Annotated in this window: 22 protein-coding genes; 10 read left to right on the top strand and 12 right to left on the bottom strand. The window is 63.4% G+C overall.

Translation table 11 applies throughout. The features are described from left to right. From AB5Y50_RS18350 to AB5Y50_RS18325, 6 genes are all read right to left on the bottom strand, one after another. On the bottom strand, window positions 1–230 hold a 230-nt coding region (locus AB5Y50_RS18350), incomplete at its 3' end, for a transposase (protein ID WP_368162399.1). A 146-nt stretch (window positions 231–376) separates the two neighbouring features. Then, window positions 377–1,204: a bifunctional transcriptional activator/DNA repair enzyme AdaA gene (locus tag AB5Y50_RS18345; protein ID WP_010674552.1), complete on the bottom strand. Its 828-nt coding sequence runs from the start codon at window positions 1,202–1,204 to the stop codon at window positions 377–379. Between the two features lie 50 nt (window positions 1,205–1,254). Further along, window positions 1,255–2,019, bottom strand: coding sequence for an SDR family oxidoreductase (locus tag AB5Y50_RS18340; RefSeq protein ID WP_010674553.1), 765 nt, complete (start codon window positions 2,017–2,019; stop codon window positions 1,255–1,257). 410 nt (window positions 2,020–2,429) lie between these two features. Next, window positions 2,430–2,801, bottom strand: coding sequence for a DUF6616 family protein (locus AB5Y50_RS18335; RefSeq protein ID WP_010674554.1), 372 nt, complete (start codon window positions 2,799–2,801; stop codon window positions 2,430–2,432). Next, window positions 2,798–3,580 (bottom strand): DNA alkylation repair protein, encoded by a 783-nt coding sequence (locus AB5Y50_RS18330; RefSeq protein WP_010674555.1) that lies wholly within the window; start codon window positions 3,578–3,580, stop codon window positions 2,798–2,800. The genes AB5Y50_RS18335 and AB5Y50_RS18330 overlap by 4 nt, the downstream gene beginning before the upstream one ends. After that, entirely contained in the window at window positions 3,577–4,107 is a 531-nt protein-coding gene (locus AB5Y50_RS18325) for a MarR family winged helix-turn-helix transcriptional regulator (RefSeq protein ID WP_029314450.1), read from the bottom strand. The genes AB5Y50_RS18330 and AB5Y50_RS18325 overlap by 4 nt, the downstream gene beginning before the upstream one ends. Before the next feature lie 258 nt (window positions 4,108–4,365). On the opposite strand from AB5Y50_RS18325, the gene AB5Y50_RS18320 reads away from it, so the two are divergent. Next, window positions 4,366–5,736, top strand: a complete 1,371-nt coding sequence (locus AB5Y50_RS18320) for a leucine-rich repeat-containing protein kinase family protein (RefSeq protein ID WP_010674557.1) — start codon at window positions 4,366–4,368, stop codon at window positions 5,734–5,736. Window positions 5,737–5,846: 110 nt separating this feature from the next. Beyond that, complete coding sequence (locus AB5Y50_RS18315; RefSeq protein ID WP_010674558.1) at window positions 5,847–6,494, top strand: thiopurine S-methyltransferase; 648 nt, start codon at window positions 5,847–5,849, stop codon at window positions 6,492–6,494. A gap of 285 nt (window positions 6,495–6,779) precedes the next feature. Here AB5Y50_RS18315 and AB5Y50_RS18310 read toward each other — a convergent pair whose 3' ends face one another. After that, the gene (locus AB5Y50_RS18310; protein ID WP_010674559.1) at window positions 6,780–9,554 is read right to left on the bottom strand and encodes an insulinase family protein; all 2,775 of its coding nucleotides are present in this window, start codon (window positions 9,552–9,554) and stop codon (window positions 6,780–6,782) included. Between the two features lie 162 nt (window positions 9,555–9,716). On the opposite strand from AB5Y50_RS18310, the gene sixA reads away from it, so the two are divergent. From sixA to AB5Y50_RS18295, 3 genes are all read left to right on the top strand, one after another. Then, entirely contained in the window at window positions 9,717–10,184 is a 468-nt protein-coding gene (gene sixA / locus AB5Y50_RS18305) for a phosphohistidine phosphatase SixA (protein WP_010674560.1), read from the top strand. 133 nt (window positions 10,185–10,317) lie between these two features. Further along, window positions 10,318–10,524, top strand: coding sequence for a DUF1107 domain-containing protein (locus tag AB5Y50_RS18300; RefSeq protein ID WP_005324080.1), 207 nt, complete (start codon window positions 10,318–10,320; stop codon window positions 10,522–10,524). Between the two features lie 185 nt (window positions 10,525–10,709). Beyond that, window positions 10,710–11,630: a DMT family transporter gene (locus AB5Y50_RS18295; protein WP_010674561.1), complete on the top strand. Its 921-nt coding sequence runs from the start codon at window positions 10,710–10,712 to the stop codon at window positions 11,628–11,630. Between the two features lie 47 nt (window positions 11,631–11,677). On the opposite strand, the gene AB5Y50_RS18290 is transcribed toward AB5Y50_RS18295, so the two are convergent. Then, complete coding sequence (locus tag AB5Y50_RS18290; protein WP_010674562.1) at window positions 11,678–13,294, bottom strand: peptide ABC transporter substrate-binding protein; 1,617 nt, start codon at window positions 13,292–13,294, stop codon at window positions 11,678–11,680. A gap of 143 nt (window positions 13,295–13,437) precedes the next feature. Here AB5Y50_RS18290 and AB5Y50_RS18285 point away from each other — a divergent pair, with 143 nt between their 5' ends. Next, the gene (locus AB5Y50_RS18285) at window positions 13,438–13,680 is read left to right on the top strand and encodes a hypothetical protein (RefSeq protein ID WP_125117245.1); all 243 of its coding nucleotides are present in this window, start codon (window positions 13,438–13,440) and stop codon (window positions 13,678–13,680) included. Beyond that, window positions 13,668–14,702, top strand: coding sequence for a class 1 fructose-bisphosphatase (fbp, locus tag AB5Y50_RS18280; RefSeq protein ID WP_029314452.1), 1,035 nt, complete (start codon window positions 13,668–13,670; stop codon window positions 14,700–14,702). Before AB5Y50_RS18285 ends, fbp begins: the two co-directional genes overlap by 13 nt. A gap of 585 nt (window positions 14,703–15,287) precedes the next feature. Here fbp and mfd read toward each other — a convergent pair. Beyond that, on the bottom strand, window positions 15,288–18,752 hold the full coding sequence (mfd, locus tag AB5Y50_RS18275; RefSeq protein WP_029314454.1) for a transcription-repair coupling factor: 3,465 nt from the start codon (window positions 18,750–18,752) through the stop codon (window positions 15,288–15,290). A 42-nt stretch (window positions 18,753–18,794) separates the two neighbouring features. Continuing rightward, on the bottom strand, window positions 18,795–19,370 hold the full coding sequence (locus AB5Y50_RS18270) for a PilZ domain-containing protein (protein ID WP_010674565.1): 576 nt from the start codon (window positions 19,368–19,370) through the stop codon (window positions 18,795–18,797). A 76-nt stretch (window positions 19,371–19,446) separates the two neighbouring features. Here AB5Y50_RS18270 and AB5Y50_RS18265 point away from each other — a divergent pair, with 76 nt between their 5' ends. Genes AB5Y50_RS18265 through lolE form a run of 3 tightly spaced genes read left to right on the top strand, consistent with a single transcriptional unit; the run spans window position 19,447 to window position 22,662 of the window. Continuing rightward, complete coding sequence (locus AB5Y50_RS18265; RefSeq protein WP_010674566.1) at window positions 19,447–20,682, top strand: lipoprotein-releasing ABC transporter permease subunit; 1,236 nt, start codon at window positions 19,447–19,449, stop codon at window positions 20,680–20,682. A gap of 40 nt (window positions 20,683–20,722) precedes the next feature. Next, the gene (lolD, locus tag AB5Y50_RS18260) at window positions 20,723–21,421 is read left to right on the top strand and encodes a lipoprotein-releasing ABC transporter ATP-binding protein LolD (RefSeq protein WP_010674567.1); all 699 of its coding nucleotides are present in this window, start codon (window positions 20,723–20,725) and stop codon (window positions 21,419–21,421) included. Further along, complete coding sequence (gene lolE / locus AB5Y50_RS18255; protein WP_010674568.1) at window positions 21,421–22,662, top strand: lipoprotein-releasing ABC transporter permease subunit LolE; 1,242 nt, start codon at window positions 21,421–21,423, stop codon at window positions 22,660–22,662. The genes lolD and lolE overlap by 1 nt, the downstream gene beginning before the upstream one ends. 130 nt (window positions 22,663–22,792) lie before the next feature. Here the strand turns inward: lolE and yfbR are convergent, their stop codons facing one another. Together yfbR and AB5Y50_RS18245 are read right to left on the bottom strand one after the other, a co-directional pair. Continuing rightward, complete coding sequence (gene yfbR / locus AB5Y50_RS18250; RefSeq protein ID WP_010674569.1) at window positions 22,793–23,383, bottom strand: 5'-deoxynucleotidase; 591 nt, start codon at window positions 23,381–23,383, stop codon at window positions 22,793–22,795. 84 nt (window positions 23,384–23,467) lie between these two features. Then, a complete protein-coding gene (locus AB5Y50_RS18245) occupies window positions 23,468–23,902 on the bottom strand; it encodes a YccF domain-containing protein (protein WP_010674570.1) in 435 nt (144 codons plus the stop codon). Window positions 23,903–24,069 lie beyond the last annotated feature (167 nt).

The raw sequence follows: 24,069 nt of genomic DNA, 5'->3' as shown, positions 1-24,069 counted from the left end.
ATCGCGCCATCGCTCAGGTTGTACCAATGCTGCATGCAGTGAATGCGTAGCATGGTTTCCAGCGGATAAGGTCGCCGGCCATTACCAGCCTTGGGATAAAACGGCTCGATGACTTCCACCATGTTTTGCCATGGCAGGATCTGCTCCATGCGGGACAAGAAAATCTCTTTTCTGGTCTGACGGTGCTTACTGCTGAATTCACTGTCGGCGAAGGTAAGTTGATGACTCATGATGAACCCTGCTCCATGGCTCCAGATGACAAACATGATCTCATATCAGGGACTTGTTCGCACCTTCCCTGGCGCAGTCGGATTGTCTGCTGACTCACTACCAAGATTCCTGTTCTCCTCATCAGGCCGGGCAGAAAAGGCCGAGTTCACTCATACCTTGCCGCTTCCCAGGCGTGTATCGCCTGTTTGCGGGTCTCGCCCCAGTGATAGCCGCCGAGCCTGCCGTTTTGCTGGATGACTCTGTGGCAGGGGATCATCAAGGCGACGGGGTTGGCACCCACCGCCAGCCCCACGGCGCGGGCGGCCTTGGGGTTGCCAACGGCGCTCGCCACCTGGGCGTAGCTCACCACCTTGGCGGGCGGGATCTGCAGCAGCGCCCGCCAGACGCTGATCTGGAAGTTGGTGCCGCTCACGTGCAAGGAGATGGGGCGATCCGGCGCCTTGCTGCCATCGAACATGGTGTGGATGACCCCCTGGGTGCGTGATGGCGCTTCTCGCAGTTCTGCCTCAGGCCAACGCTGGGCGAGGGCACTCAGCGGCGTTTGTGGGGCCTGCTCATCGAGAAACGAGAAGTTGCATATTCCCCGTGGGGTCAGGGCGACAAACGCCTGGCCGAAGGGGGTGTCGTGCACCCCGTGCTCGATAACCAGACCGGCCCCGCGCTGCTTGTATTCGCCCGGCGTCACCGCTTCGAGCTGTACGAAGTGATCGTAGAGCCGCGAGCCGCTGCTAAGGCCCAGGGTATCGGCCACCTCCAGCAGCGGGCGAGACTCCTGCAGCAGCGCCTTGGCCCGCTCCAGGGTCAGCACCTGCAAATAGCGTTTGGGCGTCACCCCGGCCCAGCGGCTGAACAGCCGCTGGAAGTGAAAGGGGCTTAAGTGCACGTGCGCCGCTATCTCGTCCAGGGTGGGCTGGTGCGCCACCTGGCTTGCGATAAAACGGATGGCATCGGCGATGCGGGCGTAATCAGACATAAGGCGCTCTCACGATAAGGTTGCGGTCGCAGGATCTTGGGGCGACAAGGTCATGTGCGACAAATAGATACCCCACCATCGGCCAGCAGAGCAATGCCGGTGGTAAAGCTGGATGCATCGGACGCCAGATAGAGGGCCGAGCGGGCGATCTCCTCCGGTTGGGCCAGCCGTTTGAGGGCGTGGAGTTGTTGCACAAAGGCGAGACTCTCCGGTGTATCGGTAAAGGCCCGCCCCATGGGGGTGTCGGTGCCCCCCGGCAGCAGGGCGTTGACCCGCACCCCTTGTGCCCCATATTCGGCGGCCAGCACCTGGGTCAGGCCGATGAGGCCTGCCTTGCTCGCGGCATAGGCCGCCATGCCGGGCAGCCCCAGGGTATGGCCGACGAAGGTGGAGGTAAAGATAAGCGAGCCGCCCCCGCGTGCCTGCATGGCGGGGATCTGGTACTTGGCCCCCACAAAGGCGCTGGTGAGGTTGGTATCCAGGGTCTCTTGCCACTGCGCGAGTTCAAGCCCCGGCACGCTGCCCGGTGTCCCCGTGGTGCCGGCGTTGTTGAAGGCGATATCGAGTCCGCCGAAACGGGTCAGTGCGAGATCCACCAGGGCGCGGGCATAGGTTTCGCTTTTCACATCTCCCGCCAGGCTCACCGCCTGCCCCCCCTCATGGCGGATCTCCTCCACCAGCGCATCCAGCTCGGGCTGGCGGCGGGCGCCGACGACGACGCTGGCTCCTTCCCGGGCAAACAGGATGGCGCTGGCGCGACCAATACCGGAGCTGGCTCCCGTGATGATGGCGACCTTGTTGGACAGTAATGACATGGCAGTTCCCTCGCGAGATGTACATGGCGCCAGGTGGCGACGCTCATGCAGGGTTGGCAGACAAGTGGATGGGTTCAACCCCCTCCTGGTTCAAACCTCCTTTGGTTCAACCCTCCTTTGGTTCAAAGCTTTGGGGGGGGTCGAAAGCACTGTTGGTTTGAAAGCACTATGGCGGCGAACCTTTGTCACGACGACCCGGATCTTGCTCACTTGTGCCATCGGCGATGGCTCATCACGGCATCAGGAGATATCCGCGTTTTATGAAGGGAGTGGGAAGGGAGCGGGGCTGTGGCGCCGCTTTCCCAGGTGGTGGTGACCTAGGTTTGCAAGGGCAGGGTATGGAAAACAGTGCCACCGGTGTCGGCGGCACTGACGCAAAGCCTGGTGGGGTAACGCTCTTTTAGGGGTTATCAGGCCTGGGCGGGGCTGGATGTGGCGGCGCAGGGCAGGGCGGCCAACTGTGCAAGGTGCTCGCCCAGGGAGACACCGGCGCCGGTGGCGTTGACCGTCTCGAAGTAGTCGTGCCAGCCCGATGCGGCTATTCCCTGGACGAGGGCCTCGATGGCTGCGGCATCCGGCCCGCGCCAGATGGCGAAGAAGGGGTGGGGCGCACCATGGAGGGTGGTAGCATCGGTCTCGCCCAGGGCGATGGGCTCCACCCCGAGGGCGGCGAGGTTGGCCATGCCTGTGCCAATGGCCTCGAAGAACTGCTGACGGGCCGTCTGGCTCAGTGCCAGCCAGGCGGGAGTGGGGGTGTAGAGCTCTGCCAGATAGTGGGTCATAGGGGTTCCTTCGGGAGTTGGCCCTTGCGCAAGGTGCGCAAGGCGTGTTGACAAATCCGGATTGTCGCGGGACTGGGGCTTTCGCGAGACCAGCGCGCGCAGAGGTCAGTGACCCACTGTGGCCTGTCTTTGCTCGCATCGTTCAGCCAGTTGGCAACGGAGTCCTGCACATAGGGGGCGGGATCGGCCTTGAGGGGCTCGAGCAGCATCAGGGCCTGCTCCGGTGCTTGTCGCAGGGACGCAAGATGGGTACACCAGACGCCGCGGGGCCGGGTCGCTTCGCTGGCAAAGCGTCGCAGTCGCTCGGACGGCTCCGCCGTCCAGGGCACCAGGGCGGCAATGGCCACCTCCAGCTGCGCAGCAATGGTCGTTCGCATTGCGAGCCAGGCCCACTCGCGCACCCCAAAGTGCAGGTCATCGGCGAGGGGGCGAATGAGGGCCAGGCGGTCGCTGAGCGACAGCCCCTCGCTCGCGCCCACCATGAAACAGGCCCAGCCCCGCACGGTATCGGAGGGATGACGGCTGAGCGCCGCAAGATCCCTCATGCCGTTCTCGGTCAGGAGCAGCCTGGCGGCCAGGGCCATGCGCCGGGTAATGCCCTCCCCGGATGCGGCGTGCATCGACGCCAGCGCCTGGGGCTCGAGCGAAGGCAGGGTGCACTGCATCAGGGCGGCAAAATCCACCGCCAGGCATTCGGTCAGGTTGCTTGCCTCTATCTCTCCCCGGTTGAGCTGGGCGAGGCGCGAGGGGGCGATATCCGTGATGCGGCTGCGTGTCATGGGTGCTCCTCTGTGGCGGCCTCTGTGCAGCCTGCCCGGGATGAGATGACGTTGAGCCAGGCCCGCTTGAGCAGGGTACTCAGGGTCTCTCGCTCTGCCTGATCGAACCCGGCAAACAGGGAGCCTATCCACTGGCTGTGCTCATCGAGCAGGTGCTGCGCCAGGGCCTGGCCCTGCTCTGTCAGGCGCACCGAGATCTTTCGCCTGTCCTGGCTGTCGCTGTGGCGAGCCAGCAGGCCGTCCCGTTGCAGCCCGTCGAGCAGGCCGGTGATGGTGGCCCGTGTGACCCCCGCCTTGTCGGCAAGCTCGTGGGGGGCCAGCCCTTGTGGCAGGTCGCGCAGCAAAAACAGCAGCACGAACTTGCCTTCGGAGAGGCGGTGAGGGGCCAGGCGCGCCGCGCACGCCTGATCGATGGCAGCGGCGAGGGTCAACACCTCAAAGCAGACGCGTATGTTTTGGGTGTCCGCGTGTCCGCGGCGCTCTGCATCCTCGAGCAGGGCGAGGTGTTTCTGTTCCAACGTGATCATGATAGTGAGTCTCGAATGACTTTGTATGGCGCCATACTATATGGCGCCAACCAAATGTTCAACCACCCAAGCGCGACCGGGATGGTTCATGGCAACGGAGAGCGGGAATGTGGCGATGGGGGGCCTTTGCAAGAGAAGGCGTTGCAAGAAAATCGGCCATCTTTGGCCGTCATTCCCTATAATGCCCCTCCTTTGTGGTCTGGGGGGAGTGCCCCGCAGTGAGCCACCGCAAGCCCGAATGTTGATAGAGACGATCCCATGCATACCCTGGAACAGCTTCGCGCAGGCGAACTCTGCGGCGCCCGCCACCTCAAACTTGCTGAAAACCTCGCGGTGTTCCCTCCCGAGATCCTGAGCCTCAAGGAGACCCTGGAGGTGCTGGATCTCACCGGCAACCAGCTGAGCGAGTTGCCTGACACGCTGGCCGAATGCAAGAAGCTGCGCATCCTCTTCTGCTCCGAGAACAACTTCACCGAACTGCCCGAGGTGCTGGGGCGCTGCCCAGCGCTCACCATGGTGGGCTTCAAGGCCAACCGCATCGCGACCGTCCCGGCCGCCTCCCTGCCCGCCAGATTGCGCTGGATGATCCTGACCGACAATGCCATTGAACGACTGCCGGACGAGCTGGGGCAGTGCGACGCCCTGCAAAAGCTGATGCTCTCTGGCAACCGGCTACATGAGCTTCCCGAGACGCTTGCCGGTTGCCACCGTTTGGAGCTTTTGCGCATCGCCGCCAACCGCCTGCCAGCGCTGCCGAGCTGGCTGCCCTCGATGCCGCGTCTGTCCTGGCTGGCCTTTGCGGGCAACCCATTCTGTGATGAGCAGGCGTGTCTGAACGGCACATCGGAGCTCACTACCGAGATCCCCTGGCAGGCGCTCTCACTGGGGGATGTGCTCGGGGAGGGAGCATCCGGCGTCATCTATCGCGCCGAGTGGGCGGGTGCCGAAGGGCCCGGGGCGGTGGCGGTCAAGCTCTTCAAGGGGGCCGTCACCAGCGATGGCTTGCCCCTGAGCGAGATGACTGCGTCCCTGGCCGCCGGTCGTCATCCAAACCTGGTCGGTGTGATGGGGAGAGTGAGCGATCATCCCTCCGGCATCCCGGCACTGGTGATGCCCCTGATAGACCCCGCCTTCGCCACCCTGGCGGGCCCCCCGAGCCTGGACTCCTGCACCCGGGATGTCTATGGGGAGGATCTGAACTTCACCCCGGCCCAGGTGATGGCCATGGTGCAGGGGGTGGCTGCGGCCGCCCGGCACCTGCACGAGCGGGGCATCCTCCACGGCGATCTCTACGCACACAACCTGCTGTACTCCTTGCAGCCCGCGATGCCTCACTCGTCGCAGGAGGCGCCGGGCCGGGTGCTGCTCGGGGACTTTGGTGCCGCCTCCTGTTACGACCGCGCCGATGAGGTGCTGGCCGGGCGGCTGGAGCGCCTGGAAGTGCGGGCCTTTGGCTGCCTGCTGGCCGAGCTGCTGGCGCGCTGTAATGGGGGCGACGCCGACCTTGACCCCCTTCATCGACTGGCCAGAGAGTGCGGCTTTGAGGTGCCTTCCCGGCGACCCACCTTCGCGCAGATCCTGACCCGGCTGGCAGCGATGGCGACAAGCCTGCCTGGGGTCGTGGCCTGAGGCCTGCCCATCGTGGGCGTTCTCTTGCACAGGGGCGGGATCATGGGGCTTGCGCCACTTCGGTGAAGTTGTGATAGTGATGCACCATTGCAGATGACGAGAGGAAGATGATGGAAGCGGCATTTTGGCACCAGAAGTGGAAAGAGAACCGGATTGGCTTTCATCAGGCAGATTTCAACCGCTGGCTGCAATCCTGGTGGTCGGCCCAGCAAGGGAGCGACCCCGTGCTGGTGCCCCTTTGCGGCAAGTCCCGGGACATGCTCTGGCTGCGTGAGCAGGGGCATCCGGTGGATGGCTTCGAGCTCTCCGAGCTCGCCATTACCCAGTTTTTTGACGAGAACAACCTGAGTGCAGAGAGAAGCGAGGTGGGTCCCTATCAGTGCCACCGGCACGAGGATCTGCGCATCTATCAGGGGGACTTCTTCGCCGCTCCGGAGCTTGGTCAGCGTTATCGCCTGGTCTATGACAGGGCGGCCCTCATCGCCTTGCCGGGCGCCATGCGCCGCCAGTATGCCGCCCTGATGAGCCGCCTGGTGGAGGCGGGAGGGCAGGTGTTGCTGGTGACCCTCGAGTATCAGCCCGAGCAGCAGCTACAGCCGCCGTTCTCGGTGGGGGAGATGGAGGTGCGCACCCTGTTTGAGCGCGACTTTGGTGTCGAGGTGCTGGGCCGGGGGGCTGAGCTGGATCACCCCAGGGTGCTCTCGGGGCAGCTCTCCTATTTCGACGAGGTGGCTTACCGGCTTATCCGCCGGGGCTGAGGAGGGCGCGAGGCCGCTGCCAACGAGGGAAGTGGCGCTTGTTTTACCTCCTTTGACATAGATCAACGTGGAAAATCAGGGAAATGCCTAAGATGAGGCTGTTTCTCAATCACTGCTGGTGCCGACCGATGAGCTCTGGTTTGAACGCCGGTCGAACATCAACCCAGTGTCTGATTTTCACGCTCATGTTCACTTTTGGCGGCTCTGGTCGCAATTGATTATGGTTTTTCCAGCCGACCCCACAGGGTCGGCTTTTTATTGCCTGCGCGTTGCCAACAGGGGAGGTCAGCCTTCGAAGGTGGCGGCGTTGAGCCGAAATGCCCGTGGATCGTCGATAAACTGGCCGGTGATCCGCTCGTCATGTTCGTGCCCCTGACCATAGCTGCAGAGGATCAGCCGATCGGAGGTGCGCGATCGCAGCTGGGTGATAAAGCGCACCAGATCGGCGCGGCTCAACTTGCCCACCTCGTCGCAGACCCGTTCCCGCTGATCAAACCCCAGATCCTTGTTGCCGATGCTGACCCAGAGCCGCTGGCCGCGGCTGCGCAGGTTGGCATCCCGCTCGCTCAACTGGGCTTGCAGCCCCGCCTTGCTCTCTTGCCACTGTTGCTCGGTAAATTCGAGCATGGCGAGCGGGAAGAGGTCGATAAACTCCTCCACCGCATCGAGCAGGATCTGCGGTCCCGCCACCGGCGACTGGATATAGAAGATCAGCCCCGGATGGCGATTGAGAGGCAGGTTGCCGGCGCCCACCACATACCCCAGTTGCTGGCGGGTGCGCAGCTCGTGAAAGAAGGTAGAGGACATGATGTGGTTCGCCAGGGTAAAGCAGGCGAGATCCCGCGCCCGGGTGGTGCGGGACTGGTAGTAGACCAGCAGCGCCGAGTCCTCGTGATCGCACCCCTGCTCGCGAATGAGGGTGCCTCTGTCCTGGATGGAGATGAGGGGGCGGCGGGTCTCGGCGCTGGGCTGGCTGTTGGCACCGAGGTGGCGCTCCAGCAGGGCCGCGAGTTCGAGGGCCTCGGCGGCCGTCCAGTCTCCGTGTACCAGGGCCTCCAGATGCACCCTGGCAAAGAGCTCGGAGACGAAGCCGGGCATCTCCCCGAGTTCGACGGTGCGCAGGTGGCGCAACAGCTGCTCGAAGGGCGGGTTGTTGGGTTGCAGCAAACTGGTGAGCTGGTTGAACAACTGGGAGATGGGGCGGGTCTTGGACTGGTTCTCCCAGTTGCGGATAAGCTGCTCCTTGATCTCGCTAAAGCGGGCCGGATCCGGATACCCCAGGGTGCGGTTGCCGAGGATCATGTCGAGCAGCAGCGGTTGCTTGTCGGCAAAGCCGCTGAGGTTGATGGTAAAGCCCCCCTGATGGGCATAAATCTGGTAGCCAAGGCCCGCGAGCTCCGCCGGGTAGGTGAGGGCGTTGAGGTGATCCGTGAGCAGTTCCACGGCCAGACGCGCCATGGCGATGTGACGCGGGCTCTTGACCGCATGTTCGCTGTCGACGGAGATATAAAGGCTGCCCTTGGGCACGCTGAACTGATGCTCATGCAGGTGCCAGAGCCGGAAACCGGGCCTGTCGATGAGGCAGGACGGCATGTCGGCGGGCAGCGCCGGCAGACGGGCGTCGAGGCGGGTGCTGATGAAGGGGTTGGGCGCCGGCAGGTGCAGGGCGGGATCCGGTTCACTCTGCTGCCAGCGGATCTTCTCGGCCTCGCTGATGCTCTGGACGCTGTAGGGTGTCTGGTACCAGCGGGCGAGGCGATCCGTGCTCGCTTCCGGGGCCTGGATGGTCACCCGCAGGTTGTGGGGGGTCAGCTTGGCGAGGAAGCGCCGGATCAGCGGCTCATCGAACTCGCGCATCATGTAGTCGCCGTAGAGCAGATCGTCCGGCCCGTAGCTGAACAGGTTGAGCACGAGGCCGGAGACGGTGTCGAGGGCCCGGCCCCGCTCCTGGAAGCGGAAGGCGGATTCCAGCACGCTGCGCTTCTCCTCATAGCGCCAGGCCTGCACCCCGCCCCGCTCGATGAGCTTCAGATAGCCAAACAGGGCGGCGATGATCTCGTCTACATGCTCAAGCCCAAGGGGGGTGAGGCCAAAGCTCACGCCAAAGTCCTTGAAGTTGGCGCCGCTGATGCCGCCGCCGGCGGCGAGCTGATTGACCCAGCCCCGCCCCTTGAGCAGGGAGAGCAGGCTGCCTTCCCCCTCATAGCCGATGAGGTGGCTCAGGAAGGTGAGGGGTTTTTTGTCGTAATACTCATCCACGCACGGCAGCGGGAAGGTCAGCGCCAGCTTGCGGGTCTCCTTGACCGGGGTCAGCTGGATGCGAATGCCGAGATCATCGAGCCGATAGAGAGGATGGCTCAGTACCGGAGGGCCGAGGCGGCGATCCGGAATGGCACCAAAGAAGCGATCACACCAGGCCAGCTGGGTCTCGATGGGTGCCGGTGAAAGCATGACCAGCGCCATGCGATCCGCACTGTAGTGGGTTTCGTAGAACGCAATGAGATCCGAACGCAGATCCCGGCCGGGGAGATCCGCCAGGGTGTCGAGGTTGCCCACCGAGAATTTGGAGAAGGGGTGGTCCGGATTGACCGTCTCCTTGTGCACCTGGTAGCTGCGGCGCACGTCGTCCTGCAGCTTGAGGCGGTACTCGGAGTCCACCGCGTTGCGCTCCTTGTCGACCCACTCCGGTGCAAAGGTGGGGCAGATGAAGAACTGGGAGAACCGGTCGAGCCCCGCCTCGAAGAAGCCGTTGTCGATGTCGAAGAAGAAGTTGGTGAACTCGGTACCGGTCCAGGCGTTGTTGCTGCCCCCGTGACGGCTCATGAATTGCTGGTACTCACCGGGTTTGGGGTAGGTGCGGGTACCGAGAAACAGCATATGCTCGAGGAAATGGGCCATGCCCTGGCGATCGGCAGGATCGTCGAAGTGGCCGGTATTCACCGCCAGGGAGGCGGCGGATTTGTCGGTCTCGGGATCACAGATCAGCAAGACCCTGAGCCGATTTGCCAGCTCCAGATAGTGATACCGCCGATGGTCATTGGGACTGGCATATGGGCTCATTGGGGAGGGGCTCGCGGTGAATTTATTTGAATTTAAACATGATTATCGACCCCGCTATCTTGCGAGGCAAACCCTTTTCTGAGAGGTGGCGCAATTGTTTCCCCCGGCATGGCGGGGTAAGATCCCCCCGCTATTTAAACAGGCCCCCTGGGCGAGGTTGTAATGAAAATCTACATCATGCGTCATGGCCAGGCTGGCATGAACGCAAAGACTGATGAACAGCGTCCACTGACCGAGCAAGGCATCGAAGAGTCCATCCACATGGCGGGCTGGCTGGCTCCCCAATTGGCAGGCTCCCTGAACCTGGTGATCCACAGCAACTATCTGCGTGCCAGACAGACCTGGCAGGCCATCGCCCCCGTGTTGCCCAAGGCCCTCAAGGTCGAGGAGAGCGGCGACATCACCCCCTACGGGGATCCGGCTTTCGTGGCAAGCTACCTCACGGAGCTGGCGGCGGAGCATGACAACATCCTTATGGTCAGCCACCTGCCGCTGGTGGGGTATCTGGTCCAGAGTCTCTGCCCGGCGGCAGGGGCCCCCATGTTCGCGACGTCCGGGCTGGCCTGCATCGAATGGCAAGATGGCAAAGGAGTCTTGCTCTGGCTGGAAGGACCGCATACAATACGGTAAAAGTTAATAATAAGTTACAGTTTGGTTTTTTGGGGAAGAGAGAGTCGAATTTTCCGGTTTTTTATATAAATTTAACGGAATTATTTCGCATAAGCTGCTGTCATACGGATACAACTTCAAGAGGTTGCAAACGATGAGAGTGTTCAAGAAGTACCTGCCACTGATGGTGGCAAAACATGTCAAAACCTTCTTCAAGGGGCGGATTTACATCCACGGCAGGGGGCGCTTCGATTTCCAGTCGGGCTTGCTGATGATGCCATTGCAAGCCGACATTCCCCATCGCCAGACGGTGCTCGAGGTCAATGAACTGATTTCAAGGCTCCACATGGATGCCGCCTGAGGCGCCTCAGGCTGACCCTGGTCCCCCTCATGCCCGCCCCTGTGCGGGCATGATTGTTGATGGCGCCTGGGCGCGGTGCCAACCGTTCGCGTCATGGCGCTTCTTCCTGCGTTGGCAGGCTTGCTTATCCTGATTGCCTCTCTATACTCGCGCGCAATACCCGCCTTTTTATTCTGGATATCGCAATGCCCCTTGCCTTCCTGTTTCCCTTCTCCTGCATGGCCATCTGGGCCGGCAATGGCATCGTCAGCAAGCTGGCGGTCGGGGTGTTGTCTCCTGCGGCGCTCGCCTGGTCGCGCTGGATGGTGGCGGCCCTGGTGCTGACCCCGTTTCTGGCTCACCGGGCCTGGCGCGAGCGTCGCAAGCTGCGGGCCGGTTTCTCGAAGCTGGCGGTGCTGGCCCTGCTCGGCATGGTCTTGAACCAGACCTTTGGCTATTACGCGGCCCAGACCCTGGGGGCTACCGAGATTGGCCTGATGATGGGGCTGACCCCCTTGATGACAGTGCTGCTCAGCATCTGGTTGCTGCGCGAGCGGCCCACCTGGGGGGCGCTGCTGGGAGGCGCCATCTCCATTCTGGGGCTGGCGATTTTGTTGGGGCAGGGGGATCCGGCCCGGCTGCTGACCCAGGGCATCCATATCGGTTCCGTTTACATGCTGCTCTCGGCGGCCACCTATGCGCTCTACAGCGTGCTGCTCAAGCGCTGGGATCTGGGGCTGGACAACTGGTCCATGCTCTACGGTCAGGTGCTGTGCAGCCTCCTGTTCCTCACCCCCTTCTATCTGCTGGTGGACGGGCACTGGCCCGATGGCAGCGCCCTCTGGCTCATCTTCTATGCGGGGATCCCGACCTCGGCCCTTTCGCCCTGGCTCTGGATGCAGGGCATTGCCCTGCTCGGGGCGAGCCGCACCGCCATCTTCATGAACCTGTTGCCGGTCATGACGGCAGCCCTTGCCATCAGCTGGCTCGGGGAGCGGCTCACCAGCTATCACCTCATCGGTGGCGGCATGACCCTGATGGGGGTGCTGCTGGCGCAGTTGCTGGTCAGGCCCGTGACGGTGCGAAGGGGCGCCCGGCTTGCAGTGGCGGGCTGTCAGGAAAAGTAGGAGAAAAAGACCGCCCTCGAGGCGGTCTTTTGGTTCGGTGCCCAGCGTCACTGCGCCGTCAGATAGAGATCCTTGGCATAGACAAGGTCTTGCGGGTTCTGGTAGGGGTAGCCCTTGACGTTGGGTTTGAGCAGCCGTGATTTCACGTAGAAGTAGACAGGGGCGATGGGGGCCTCCTCGTCGATCAGCACCTCGGCCTGCTGATAGAGGCGGTTGCGCTCGGCGGGGTCCTTGGCGTCATGGGCCTTGGCCAGGAGGGCGTCGTATTCCTTGTTGAACCACTTGCCGCTGTTGGCGCTGCTGCTGGAGGTCATGATGTCGAGGAAGGTGGAGGCATCGTTGTAGTCTCCGTTCCAGGAGTAGCGGCTCACCCCGAAGTCACCCTCGTTCAGGGCCGACACCATGGTCTTCCACTCCATGTTGTTGAGCTCCGCCTTGACCCCCAGATTGTGCTTCCACATGGAGGAGATGGCGAGCGCTATCTTCTTGTGCCCCTCGTTGGTGTTGTAGAGGATGTCCACCGTCAGCGGCTTGTCAGGGCCGTAACCCGCCTCGCCAAGCAGCGCCTTGGCCTGCTTGATGCGCTCTTCCTTGCTCATCAGCTCGCTGGCGGGGCGTTTGAGCTCGAAGCCGTCCACGCTCGGCGGGGTCAGGCTGAAGGCGGAGAGCTGCCCCTGTCCCAGGATCTTCTCCGTGATGGTGTCCCGGTCGATGGCAAGAGACAGTGCCTTGCGCACCCTGACGTCGTCAAAGGGTTTGCGCTGGGTGTTGAAGACGTAGTAGTAGGTGGCGAGCATGGGGGCGCTCACCAGCTCCTCCGGGCTCTGGCGCTTGATCTGCTGATACTGCTCCAGGGGATAGGTGGTGTAGTGCAGCTCGCTCGCACGATAGCGGTTGTAGGCCGCGGTATCGGAGACGATCTCCAGATAGATCACCTTGTTCAGCACGGTGTGCTCGTTGTCCCAGTAGTGGGGGTTGCGCTCGGCGATGAGGCGCTCGTTCGGGGTCCACTCCTTGAGGGCGAAGGCGCCGTTGGAGACGATGTTGGCCGGTTTGACCCACTCATGACCGAACTTCTCGATGGTGGCCTTGGGCGCCGGGAAGGTGGTGTAGTGGGAGAGGGTCTTGAGGAAGAAGGGGACCGGGTTTTTCAGGGTGATCTGCAGGGTGTAGTCATCGAGCGCCTTGATCCCCAGGGCATCCGGGCTCTGCTTGCCCTGCACCACGTCGCTGGCATTGGCGACGCCGGTCAGCTCGATGAACCAGGCGTAGTTGGAGGCGTTCTTGGGGTCCGCCGCCCGCTGCCAGCCATAGACGTAGTCCGCCGCCGTCACCGGCTCGCCGTTGGACCATTTGGCATCGGGTCTGAGCTTGAAGGTGTAGACGGTGCCCGTGGCATCGAGCTCGTAGCCAAGGGCGCCCGCCGCCTGCAGCTTGCCGTTGCCATCCAGGGTATAGAGCCCCTCGAACAGATCGTTGACGACGTCGCTGCCCGCGCTCTCTTCCACCATCTGGGGATCGATGGAGGCAGGCTCGGTGCCGATGTTGCGCACGAACACTTGCTGGGCGGCTGGCAGAAGCTGGGTGCCTTCAGGCACCTGGGCAGCGAGGACGGGGAGGGTGAGCAGAGCGGCAACCGCCCCGGCGATAAGCGACTTTTTCATTGAATATCCTTATGTTTTTTTGCTTCCAAAGCGCAGCCAGTGTGCGGGATTGGGGGGGAGATCTCAAGAGGGGAGCCTCTGGCGCAACATTGCCGGGCGCCAGGGGGAGCAAGGCGGGCAGCCGCGTCGGCCAGGATGCATTCTTGTCACGAATTAACCCCCCAAAAGATGCCGGATGGCACCCTTGTTTCACGGCGAAAGCCCGTGGTGGCGCGGTTTTCTGGCGATTTAAAGAACGGCTTAATTCGCTGCAAAAACAAAAAACAGGCGTTACATTGGGTTACAAAACAACGCTGCCGGGGATCGGCACTTTTTTTGCCGACACTTGCAAACGTTTTCAACGGCCAACGGAAACGATCTTAAAGGAACAAGAATGCGAAACATGATCACCATGGGCGAGTTCATCGTCAAAAAGCAGGCGGACTACCCGACCGCGACCGGCGAGCTGACCTCCTTGCTCAGCTCCATCCGCCTGGCCGCCAAGGTGGTGAACCGGGAGATCAACAAGGCGGGTCTGGCGGACATCATCGGCTCCATCGGCGCCGAAAACGTGCAGGGCGAGGTGCAGCAGAAGCTGGACGTCTATGCCAACGAGCGCTTCAAGGCGGCGCTGGAGGCCCGTGGCGAGGTGTGCGGCATGGCCTCTGAGGAGGAGGAGGACTTCGTCTCCTTCGATTCCGAGCTCTCTCGTCACTCCAAGTACGTGGTGCTGATAGACCCCCTCGACGGCTCCTCCAACATCGACGTCAACGTCTCGGTCGGGACCATCTTCTCCATCTACCGCCGGGTCAGCAAACCGGGCGCCGGGGTCACTCTGGAGGACTTCCTGCAGCCGGGTCACCGTCAGGTCGCGGCGGGCTACGTGGTTTACGGCTCCTCCACCATGCTGGTCTACACCACCGGCTTTGGGGTCAACGGCTTCACCTATGACCCCTCCATCGGCTGCTTCTGCCTCTCCCACGAGAACATCCGCATTCCGGAGGAGGGCAAGATCTACTCCATCAACGAGGGCAACTACATCAAGTTCCCGGACGGGGTGAAGAAGTACCTGAAATACTGCCAGGAGCGTGACGAGGCGACTCACAGGCCCTACACCTCCCGCTACATCGGCTCCCTGGTGTCGGATTTCCACCGCAACCTGCTCAAGGGGGGCATCTACATCTACCCGTCCGGCACCAACTCCCCGAACGGCAAGCTGCGCCTGCTCTATGAGTGCAACCCCATGGCCTTCCTGGTGGAGCAGGCCGGTGGCAAGGCGTCCGATGGCTTTGGCCGCATCATGGACATCCAGCCTACCGCCCTGCACCAGCGGACCCCCTACTTCGTCGGGTCCACCAGGATGGTGGAGCGGGCCGAGGCCTTCATGCGGGAGTTCTCCGCCCACGAGGATCCGGCCAACCAGGGCTGAGCCCGGGCCAGCGTCCCTTCGTCACGGGAGCCGTCAAGGCTCCCGTTCTTATTGGCGTGCTGGCGGGTTGAACCAGGTTGATATGCTGGCGGACTGGATTGGACTGGACTGGACTGGACTGGACTGGACTGGACTGGACTGACGGACTGACGGACTGACGGACTGACGGACTGACGGACTGACGGACTGACGGACTGACGGACTGACGCGGCGCCTCGGTTGTCGCGGTGCAATGGCTGGTGGCCCCCTTGCCGGGATGCCTGGCCTGGATACCTGGTCTGGATACGTGGGCGGGATAAATACGGCACGGGCCATCTGCGGGGCTATCGAGGTGCGTTGACCCCGTTTTTTGCCCACGATCATCCCCACATCCATCTGTTTTTCAGATGGGTTATGACTCAATGCATCGTATCAACAGATGGATTCGGCGGCAAAATGGTGCTGCCAGAAGGGCGAACCGAGGCGTCGGGGGCAAGAAGGCGGGCCGGGGGCGAGATGCCGCCCCTTGCCAGCAACGAAACGGGAGCCCTGGGGCTCCCGTTGTTATGGGCGGCAGGTCGCGCCCTGCTGACGTCATGCTTCCCCTCAGGGGGTGGCATGGCGGGCGAGATCCGCCAGCAGGCCGTCCACCAGTTTGAGGCGCATGGCCCTGTCCTGGGTCGGCACCTGGAAGCGCAGCCGGGTCGGCCCGTCCATCTTGTAGATGCGCGGCTGCTCCGAGAGCAGCTTGACCAGATAGGCCGGGTTGACGCGGGTTTCCTGGGTAAAGTCCAGATAGCCGCCGCGCTCGCTCATCTCCACCCGGCGAATGCCCAGCGCCGTGGCGCGCTGGCGGAAGGCGGCCAGCTCCATCAGCGTTTTGGTCGCCTCAGGCAAGAGGCCGAAACGGTCGATCAGCTCCACTTTGAGCTCCCGCAGTTCCTGCTCATCGGCGGCACTGGCGATGCGCTTGTACATGGAGAGGCGCATGTTGACGTCCGGGATGTAGTCGTCCGGGAGCAAGGCGGGCAGGCGCAGCTCCACCTCGGTGTGCTGGCTCATCAGCTGCTCGAGCGACGGCTCCTTGCCATGTTTGAGCGCCTCCACCGCCTGCTCCAGCATCTCCATGTAGAGGGTGAAGCCCACCGATTCGATCTGGCCGCTCTGATCGTCGCCGAGCAGCTCGCCCGCGCCCCGGATCTCCAGATCGTGGGTGGCGAGCGCAAAGCCGGCGCCGAGATCTTCGAGGGACGCGATGGCCTCCAGCCGCTTGGCCGCATCCTTGGTCATCAGCTTGGGATGGGGGGTGAGCAGGTAGGCATAGGCCTGGTGGTGGGAGCGCCCCACCCGGCCCCGCAGTTGGTGCAGCTGGGCCAGACCAAGGTGATCCGCCCGGTCCATGATGATGGTGTTGGCGCTCGGCACGTCGATGCCGGTCTCGATGATGGTGGTGCAGACCAGCAGGTTGAAGCGCTGGTGGTAGAAGTCCGACATCACCCGCTCGAGCTCCCGCTCGCGCATCTGGCCGTGGGCGATGCCGATGCGCGCCTCCGGCACCAGCTCGGCAAGATCGGCGGCGCACTTCTCGATGCTCTCCACGTCGTTGTGCAGGTAGTAGACCTGGCCGCCACGCTTCAATTCCCGCAGTACCGCCTCGCGCACCACCGCAGGTTCGTGCTGGCGCACGAAGGTCTTGATGGCGAGCCGCTTGGCGGGCGGGGTGGCGATGATGGAGAGATCCCGCATGCCGGACATGGCCATGTTGAGGGTGCGGGGAATGGGGGTCGCGGTGAGGGTGAGGATATCCACGTCGGCGCGCAGCGCCTTGATCTTCTCCTTCTGGCGCACCCCGAAGCGGTGCTCCTCGTCGACGATGAGCAGGCCCAGATCCTTGAAGGTGAGCTCGGCGCCGAGCAGCTTGTGGGTGCCGATGATGATGTCCACCTTGCCCTCGGCCATCTCCTTCATCACGGCGCTCTGCTCCTTGGCGGAGCGGAAGCGGCTCAGTACCTCCACCCGCACCGGCCAGTTGGCGAATCGGTCGCGGAAGTTGTCGTAGTGCTGCTGGGCCAGGAGGGTGGTGGGCACCAGCACGGCCACCTGCTTGCCGCCGTGCACGGCCACAAAGGCCGCCCGCATCGCCACTTCGGTCTTGCCAAAGCCCACGTCGCCGCACACCAGGCGGTCCATGCTCTTGGCCTGGCACATGTCGCCGAGCACAGCGTTGATGGCATTGAGCTGATCCTCGGTCTCCTCGAACGGGAAGCTCGCGGCAAACTGGCGGTAGGCCTCCCGGTCGTGTTTGAAGGCAAAGCCGTGGCGGGCTGCCCGCATGGCATAGACATCCAGCAGCTCGGCCGCCACGTCCCGCACCTTCTCGGCCGCCTTGCGCCGCGCCTTGACCCAGGCCTCGCCGCCGAGCTTGTGGCTGGGCGGGTTGTCCGAGCCGGTGTAGCGGCTGATCAGGTGCAAACTGGTGACCGGCACGAACAGCTTGTCGCCGCCGGCGTATTCCAGGGTCAGAAACTCGGTGGGCAGGCCGCCTGCGTCTATGGTCTCGAGCCCCAGATAGCGACCGACCCCGTGATCCAGGTGCACCACCGGCTGGCCCTGGGTCAGCTCGCCCAGGTTTCGGATCACCGCATCCGAGCTTAAGTTCTTGCTCTTGTCCCGCTGGCGCTTGCTGCGGATCTTGCCGCCGAGCAGCTCGGCTTCGGTGATGAGGGCAAGGGGCGTCTGGCTGGGCTCTTGCAGCAGGAAGCCCCGCTCCAGGGGACAGACCAGCAGCCCGTGGCGCGCATCGCTCGAGAGGAAGGCGTCGAGGGAGGCAAACTCCCGGGGTTGCAGGTTGATCCGTGCGAGCAGATCCCCGAGCCCCTCGCGCCGCCCCTCGGACTCCACCGCAAACAGGGTGCGCCCGGCAAAGCCTTGCAGGAAACCGTCAAGGGCCAGCAGGGGCTGTTCCTTGCTGTGGTCGAGCTGCAGATCCGGCAGGGGGGCGAGGGGCAGATCCTGCTGACCCGCTCCGCCGTCAACGGTCGCTTCCTGCAGCCGCACGGCGCCATAGTCCCCGAGGGCGGCGAAGAGCTGCTCCACCGGCAGATAGATCTGCTGGGGCGGCAGCAGGGGACGGGTGTTGTCCCAGCGCCTATCTTCATAGCGCTGGCCGATGTCGTTCCAGAAGCGCTGGGCCGCGGGGTAGATCTCCCCCACGGTGAGCAGCAGGGTGTTGCCTGGCAGGTAGTCAAACAGGCTGGCGGTCTGGTTGAAGAAGAGCGGCAGGTAGTATTCGATGCCGGCGGGCCAGCGCCCCTTGCTCACCTCCTGATAGACGGAGCCCTCGGCCCGGGAGATCTCGAACTGTTCGCGATACTGGCCACGAAACAGCTCGATGGCCCCCTCGTCGGTGGGAAATTCCCGGGCGGGCAGCAGGCTCACCGACTTCACCGGCTCGCTGGAGCGCTGGGTCTCGGGATCGAAGGGGCGGATGGAGTCCACCTCGTCGTCGAAAAAATCAATGCGATAGGGGCGGCTGCTCCCCATGGGGAAGAGATCCAGCAGGGAGCCGCGGGCGGCGAATTCGCCGTGCTCCAGCACCTGTTCCACCGCCACGTAGCCCGCCTGCGCCAGACGCCCGCGCAGCTGCTGCAGGTTGAGGCGCTGGCCGCTTGTGACCATCAGGCTGTATTTGTCGAGATAAGCCTGGGGCGCCGTGCGCAGCATCAGGGTGGAGATGGGCACGATGAGCACGCCGTGGCGCATCTGCGGCAACTGGTAGAGGGTCTCGAGGCGCTGGGAGATGATGTCCTGGTGGGGAGAGAAGCTGTCGTAGGGCAGGGTCTCCCAGTCCGGGAACAGCAGCACCGGGCAATCCTGATCCGCCAGCAGGAACCCCAGTTCCTGTTCAAGGCGCAGGGCGCTCGGGGTATCGGCGGTGACCAGCAGGACGGGTCTTCGGGCTTCCCGGGTGAGGCGGGCGGCAACCAGCGCCAGGCTGCTGCCGACCAGCTGGCCGAACGTTGTCTTCTGGCCCGCTTTGGCGGGCAAGGCGGGGAGGGTCATTGGCATCATCGGAGTCTTTTACTGTTGGCGTTCTTTTGACATGGACCTGGGTTAGCGCTGACGTTCCTGGGCACGCAGCTTGAGCTGTTTCGACTGCACATGCAGGCTGGCGCGCACCAGCAGCTCCCGGTCATCCTCGCGGATGCGCACGTAGTCGAGCACCACATGGGTGCCGTGCTCTCCGGCGTTCCGCTGCACAACCTCGCCGTAGCAGTAGACGGCGGAGGCCTCTTCCCGCAGGAAGATCTTGAGCCGCACGATCTGGTGCAGGGCGGGGGCCTCCCCGTGCCCCTGGTGGGGGTGCAGGTAGGTGAGCTGCCCGGCGCCAAAGCGCAGGGTGTGGAAGCGGTGCTCAGGGTGATCCTGGGCCGCCAGCACATAGCCCATGATCATGTCGATCTTGCGGGACTGCTGATTGATGATCTCCACCAGATCGTGCATGGACTCGTTCTGGCTGCGCAGCAACCGGCTGCTCACCAGATCGATGGAGGTGATGGCGGAGGCGATGCGAAACGGCTCGGGCAACTCGGCCTCCAGGGCCTCCAGCGTCGGCAGACGAAAGTCGGCCGGCATGGGGATCACATTGACCGGCGTGGCATGGGTGACGCTGAAGAACTGTTCCTGCATGGAGGCTATCCCTTGTTGTCATAGACGGTTTCCCTTTATTATCCGGTATCTTATTTCGTTGGCAACGTAGATATCCTTGAAGACCGGACTTTTTCAGCCACTGTCGCTGGCCATCGGCCTGCGTTATGCAGGCTCGCGACGCAGTAACCGCTTCGTCTCCTTTATCTCCCTGTTCTCCACCTTTGGCATCGCCATCGGGGTCGCCGCCCTGATGGTGGTGATCTCGGTGATGAACGGGTTCGAAGGCCAGCTCAAGGGACGCATCCTCGGGGTGATCCCCCATGTGGTGGTGACCAATCAGGCCGGACGCATCGAGGCCGAGCCCGAAGGTCTGCCCGATCTGGCCCGCCTGCCCCACGTGGTGGCCACGGCCCCCATGCTCGACAGCGAAGGCATGCTGCAAAGCCCCGGTCAGCTCACCGGTGTGAGCGTGCAGGGGATTGATCCCGCCCGCTGGCCCAAGGATGACATCCTGCACGCCCAGATGCTGGGTGGGCGCCTTGACAGCCTGCAGGCCGGTGAATACCACATCGTGCTGGGGCAGGGGGTGGCCAGCCGCCTCAAGGTCTCCATCGGCGACCAGGTGCGTCTCATCCTGACCGAAGGTACCCGCTTCACCCCCTTTGGCCGGGTGCCGGCCCAGCGTCTTTTCACCGTCTCCGGCATCTTCGGGGTCGGCGCCGACGTGGACAGCCAGGTGGCCCTGATTGCCCTGGGGGATGCCCAGCGCATGCTGCGCCTGCCCGCAGACAAGGTGGGCGGCATCCGCCTCTGGCTGGACGATCCCTTCGCCGCCGACGAGGTGGTGAAGACCGCGTTGCCGGACGGGCTGGAGTGGCAGGACTGGCGCCGCGAGCGCGGCGAGCTGTTCCAGGCGGTGGCCATGGAAAAACGGATGATGGGGCTGATGCTGGTGCTGATCATCGCGGTCGCCACCTTCAACATCCTCTCCGCCCTGGTGATGGTGGTCACCGACAAGGAAGGGGAGGTGGCCATCCTGCGTACCATGGGCATGAGCGAATCCGGCATCGTCAAGATCTTCATGGTGCTGGGGGCGTCGAGCGGCGTCATCGGCGCCCTGTTCGGGGGGCTGGCGGGGCTGGCGCTCTGCTTCGGCCTCAATCCTCTGCTCAATGCCCTTGGGCTCAACCTCTATATGGCGGCGGGGGGCAGCGGTCTACCGGTCATCGTCGAGCCGGCCCAGGTCATGACCATTTTGCTGGGCGCCGTGCTGCTCAGCTTCAGTGCCACCCTCTACCCGGCCTCCCGCGCGGCCCGGGTCAAACCGGCGGAGGCGCTGCGTTATGAATAATTCATCTTCTGTTGTTACTGGTGCAAGTGGAGCCCCCGTTATGAATCAATCCGTCTCCTGCGAGCCGCTGCTGCGCTGCCAGGCCCTCAATCATGTCTACAAAGAGGGCAATCTGGAGACCCAGGTACTCAAGGGGATCGAGCTGGACGTTGCCCCCGGGGAGATGCTGGCGGTGGTGGGGAGCTCGGGCTCCGGCAAGACCACCCTGCTGCACCTGATGGGGGCGCTGGACAACCCCTCCAGCGGCGCCGTGCTGTTCAAGGGGCAGGACATCCATGGCTGGGACAGCCGCACCCAGGCGAGGTTTCGCAACCAGGAGTTGGGTTTCGTTTACCAGTTCCACCACCTGCTCTCGGAATTCAGCGCACTGGAAAATGCGGCCATGCCGCTGCTGATCGCCGGTGAGTCGGTGGCCAGCGCCACCGAGAAGGCGAGCAAGATGCTGGGGCGGGTGGGGCTCTCCCACCGTCTCAACCACAGACCGTCCGAGCTCTCCGGTGGCGAGCGCCAGCGGGTGGCCATCGCCCGAGCCCTGGTCAACGAACCCAGCCTGGTGCTGGCGGATGAGCCCACCGGCAACCTGGATCACGCCAGCGCCACCGCCGTCTATGAGCTCTTGTGCGAGCTCAATCGCGAGCTTGGCACCGCGTTCGTGGTGGTGACCCATGACTTGAGCCTGGCGGCCAAGCTCCACCGCCGGGTCACCCTGGTGAGCGGCATCATGGCGGAGGTCGCCTGATGTTCAAACCGCTGCCCCTGTTCCTGGGCCTGCGTTACAGCCGCTCCCGCCGTCGCAACGGCTTCATCGCCTTCATTTCGGCCTCCTCCCTCATCGGCATCGCCCTCGGGGTGATGGCCCTCATTCTTGGCCTCTCCGCCATGAACGGGTTCGAGCGGGAGCTCAAGAACCGGGTGCTCTCCGTGGTCCCCCACGGCGAGCTCATCGGCATGGAGGCGCCACTGCCTGACTGGCCGCGGCTCAGGGACTACCTGCTGGCTCAGCCCGGGGTGGAGGCGGCTGCCCCCGTCATTCGCCTGGACGGCCTGCTGGAGCACGGCTCCGCCCTCAAGGGGGTCCAGCTGCGTGCGGTGCTGCCGGAGCTGGAAGCCAATCTCTCCGATGCGGGCAACTTCATGACGGGTCGGGGCCTTCGCGAGCTGCAGGCGGGTGAACACGGGGTCATCCTCGGCAAGATCATCGCCGACAAGCTGGGGGTCAAGACAGGGGACACCGTCACCCTGCTGCTGCCCCAGGCGGGTGATGCCGCCGGCATCAAGAACCCGAAACGGGAGGCGCTCACCGTGGTGGGGCTGCTCGAGATCGGCGGCCAGCTCGACGGCCTGCTCGGCTTCATGCACCTGGCGGACGCCCAGGCCATCACCGGCATGGGCAGCGCGGTGGAGGGGTTCAGCCTCAAGGTGAACGACGTGCTCAAGGCCCAGTCCATCACGGTGGCGGCGGCCCAGAAATTCCCGCACTACGTCTATATCAGTAGCTGGATGAGCCGTCAGGGTTATCTCTATCAGGACATCCAGATGGTGCGCACCGTGATGTACGTGGTGATGCTGATGGTGGTGGCGGTGGCCTGCTTCAACATCGTCTCTACTCTGGTGATGGCGGTGAATGAGAAGCGCAGCGAGATTGCCATCTTGAAGACCATGGGGGCGAGCCCGGGCCAGATCCGGCTTACCTTCGTCATCCAGGGGATGGTGAACGGGGTGGCGGGAGCCTTGCTCGGCGCCCTGCTTGGCGGTCTGCTCTCCAGCAAGCTGACCCAGATCCTGAGCGCCATCGAAGGGGTTATCGGGCACCGTTTCCTGAATCCCGACATCTACTTCATCGACTTCCTGCCGACCGAGCTGCACATGCAGGACTTGCTCATCGTGACCGGCGCCGCCATCCTGATGAGCCTGGTGGCGACCCTCTATCCTGCCTGGCGGGCGAGCGGCCTGGTGCCGTCCCGGGAACTGGGGCATTGATGCCCATGGATGTGATAAAGGGCCCTGCGGGGCCCTTTTTATTGTCACTCTTTTGTGGGGAAACCCCCGACGTGGCGGTTATCGGGGCAATACGCAGGAGGAGATGATGCCCGGTGCCGTGTTAATGGCATCAATGGGCATTCAACTCATCGAGAGGCAGTGAAAAACTCCCCACGAAGACATCGATGAAGTAGCGCATGGCGGGGTTCATCCTGGCGTCCAGCATCTGCTCGAGGCGCTTTCGCGCGGGCTCGAACTCCCGGTTGCCGACGCTCAGCTCCTCCAGACACTTGGTGTAGGCGCAGAGGGTGTCTGCATCCTTCACCAGGCTGGTGAGGGCCTCGTCCTGGGCGCCGGAGTCGAGCAGGGGGCGAAAGTCCTCTACCAGCTCAGGCGGCAACATGCCCAGCAGGCGCTGCTCGGCGGCAAGCTCAATCTTCTTGTATTCGCGGGCGATTTCGGGATTGAAGTACTTGACCGGGGTGGGCAGATCCCCGGTCAGCACCTCGCTGCTGTCGTGGTAGAGGGCCATGACGGCGGCCCGGTCTGCATCCACCTGAGCGCCGAACAGGCGATTGCTGATAAGACCGAGGGCGTGGGCCACCATGGCGACCTGCAGGCTGTGCTCGGCGATGTTTTCGGGCTGGATGTTGCGCATCAGGGGCCAGCGGTAGATGAGGCGCATACGGGCGAGGTTGGCAAAAAAATGGCTGGGCAGCATGGAAGACCTCGAATGGGGCAATGAAAAAGGGCAGACCCTAGTCTGCCCTTTTTTCCACCCGCAAGGATAGCCTGAGATGGGCCCTCAGCGGATGTAGCGACCCGATTCGGCCTCGTGGTTGGTCACTATCATCTGGCCGATGGGGGCCAGGCTGATGAGGGCCAGCTTGAGGTGCTGGATGCCGAACGGGATGCCGACGATGGTGACGAAACAGGCCAGCGCCGAGGCAATGTGGCCGATGGCCAGCCAGACCCCGATGAGCACAAACCAGAGAATGTTGCCAATCAGCCCCAGGGCGCCGGTGCCGATGTCGCTCTGGCCCGTCATGCTCTTGCGGCTCACCGCCTGCTTGCCAAACGGGAAGAAGGTGAAGGTGCCGATGACGAAGCAGGCGCGTCCCCAGGGGATCCCGATGAGGGAGACGAAGCAGAGCAGCCCCGCCAGCCACCAGGCCAGCCCCATGAAGACGCCTCCCAGCACGAACCAGAACAGATTGAACAAGAAGCGGAAAAAGGACATGTGGGTGACTCCAGCAGCACGTGAATTGGCTGTCACCATAGCGAGGCCGGCCGGGGGACGCAATGGCACAGGCGAGAAGGTGGACAATTTGGGTCGCAGCACGCCATTTTTGTGCCCGATTGGCGGCGGATGGCGATCAAAATGGCCCGTTTACCGTGAAAAAGAGT

This window comes from Aeromonas sp. s6 (genome assembly GCF_040907815.1).
In the GTDB taxonomy this organism is placed as follows: Bacteria; Pseudomonadota; Gammaproteobacteria; order Enterobacterales; family Aeromonadaceae; genus Aeromonas; species Aeromonas caviae.
The sequence above is the reverse complement of the archived record's forward strand: the minus strand, read 5'-3'. Positions and strand labels throughout refer to the sequence as shown.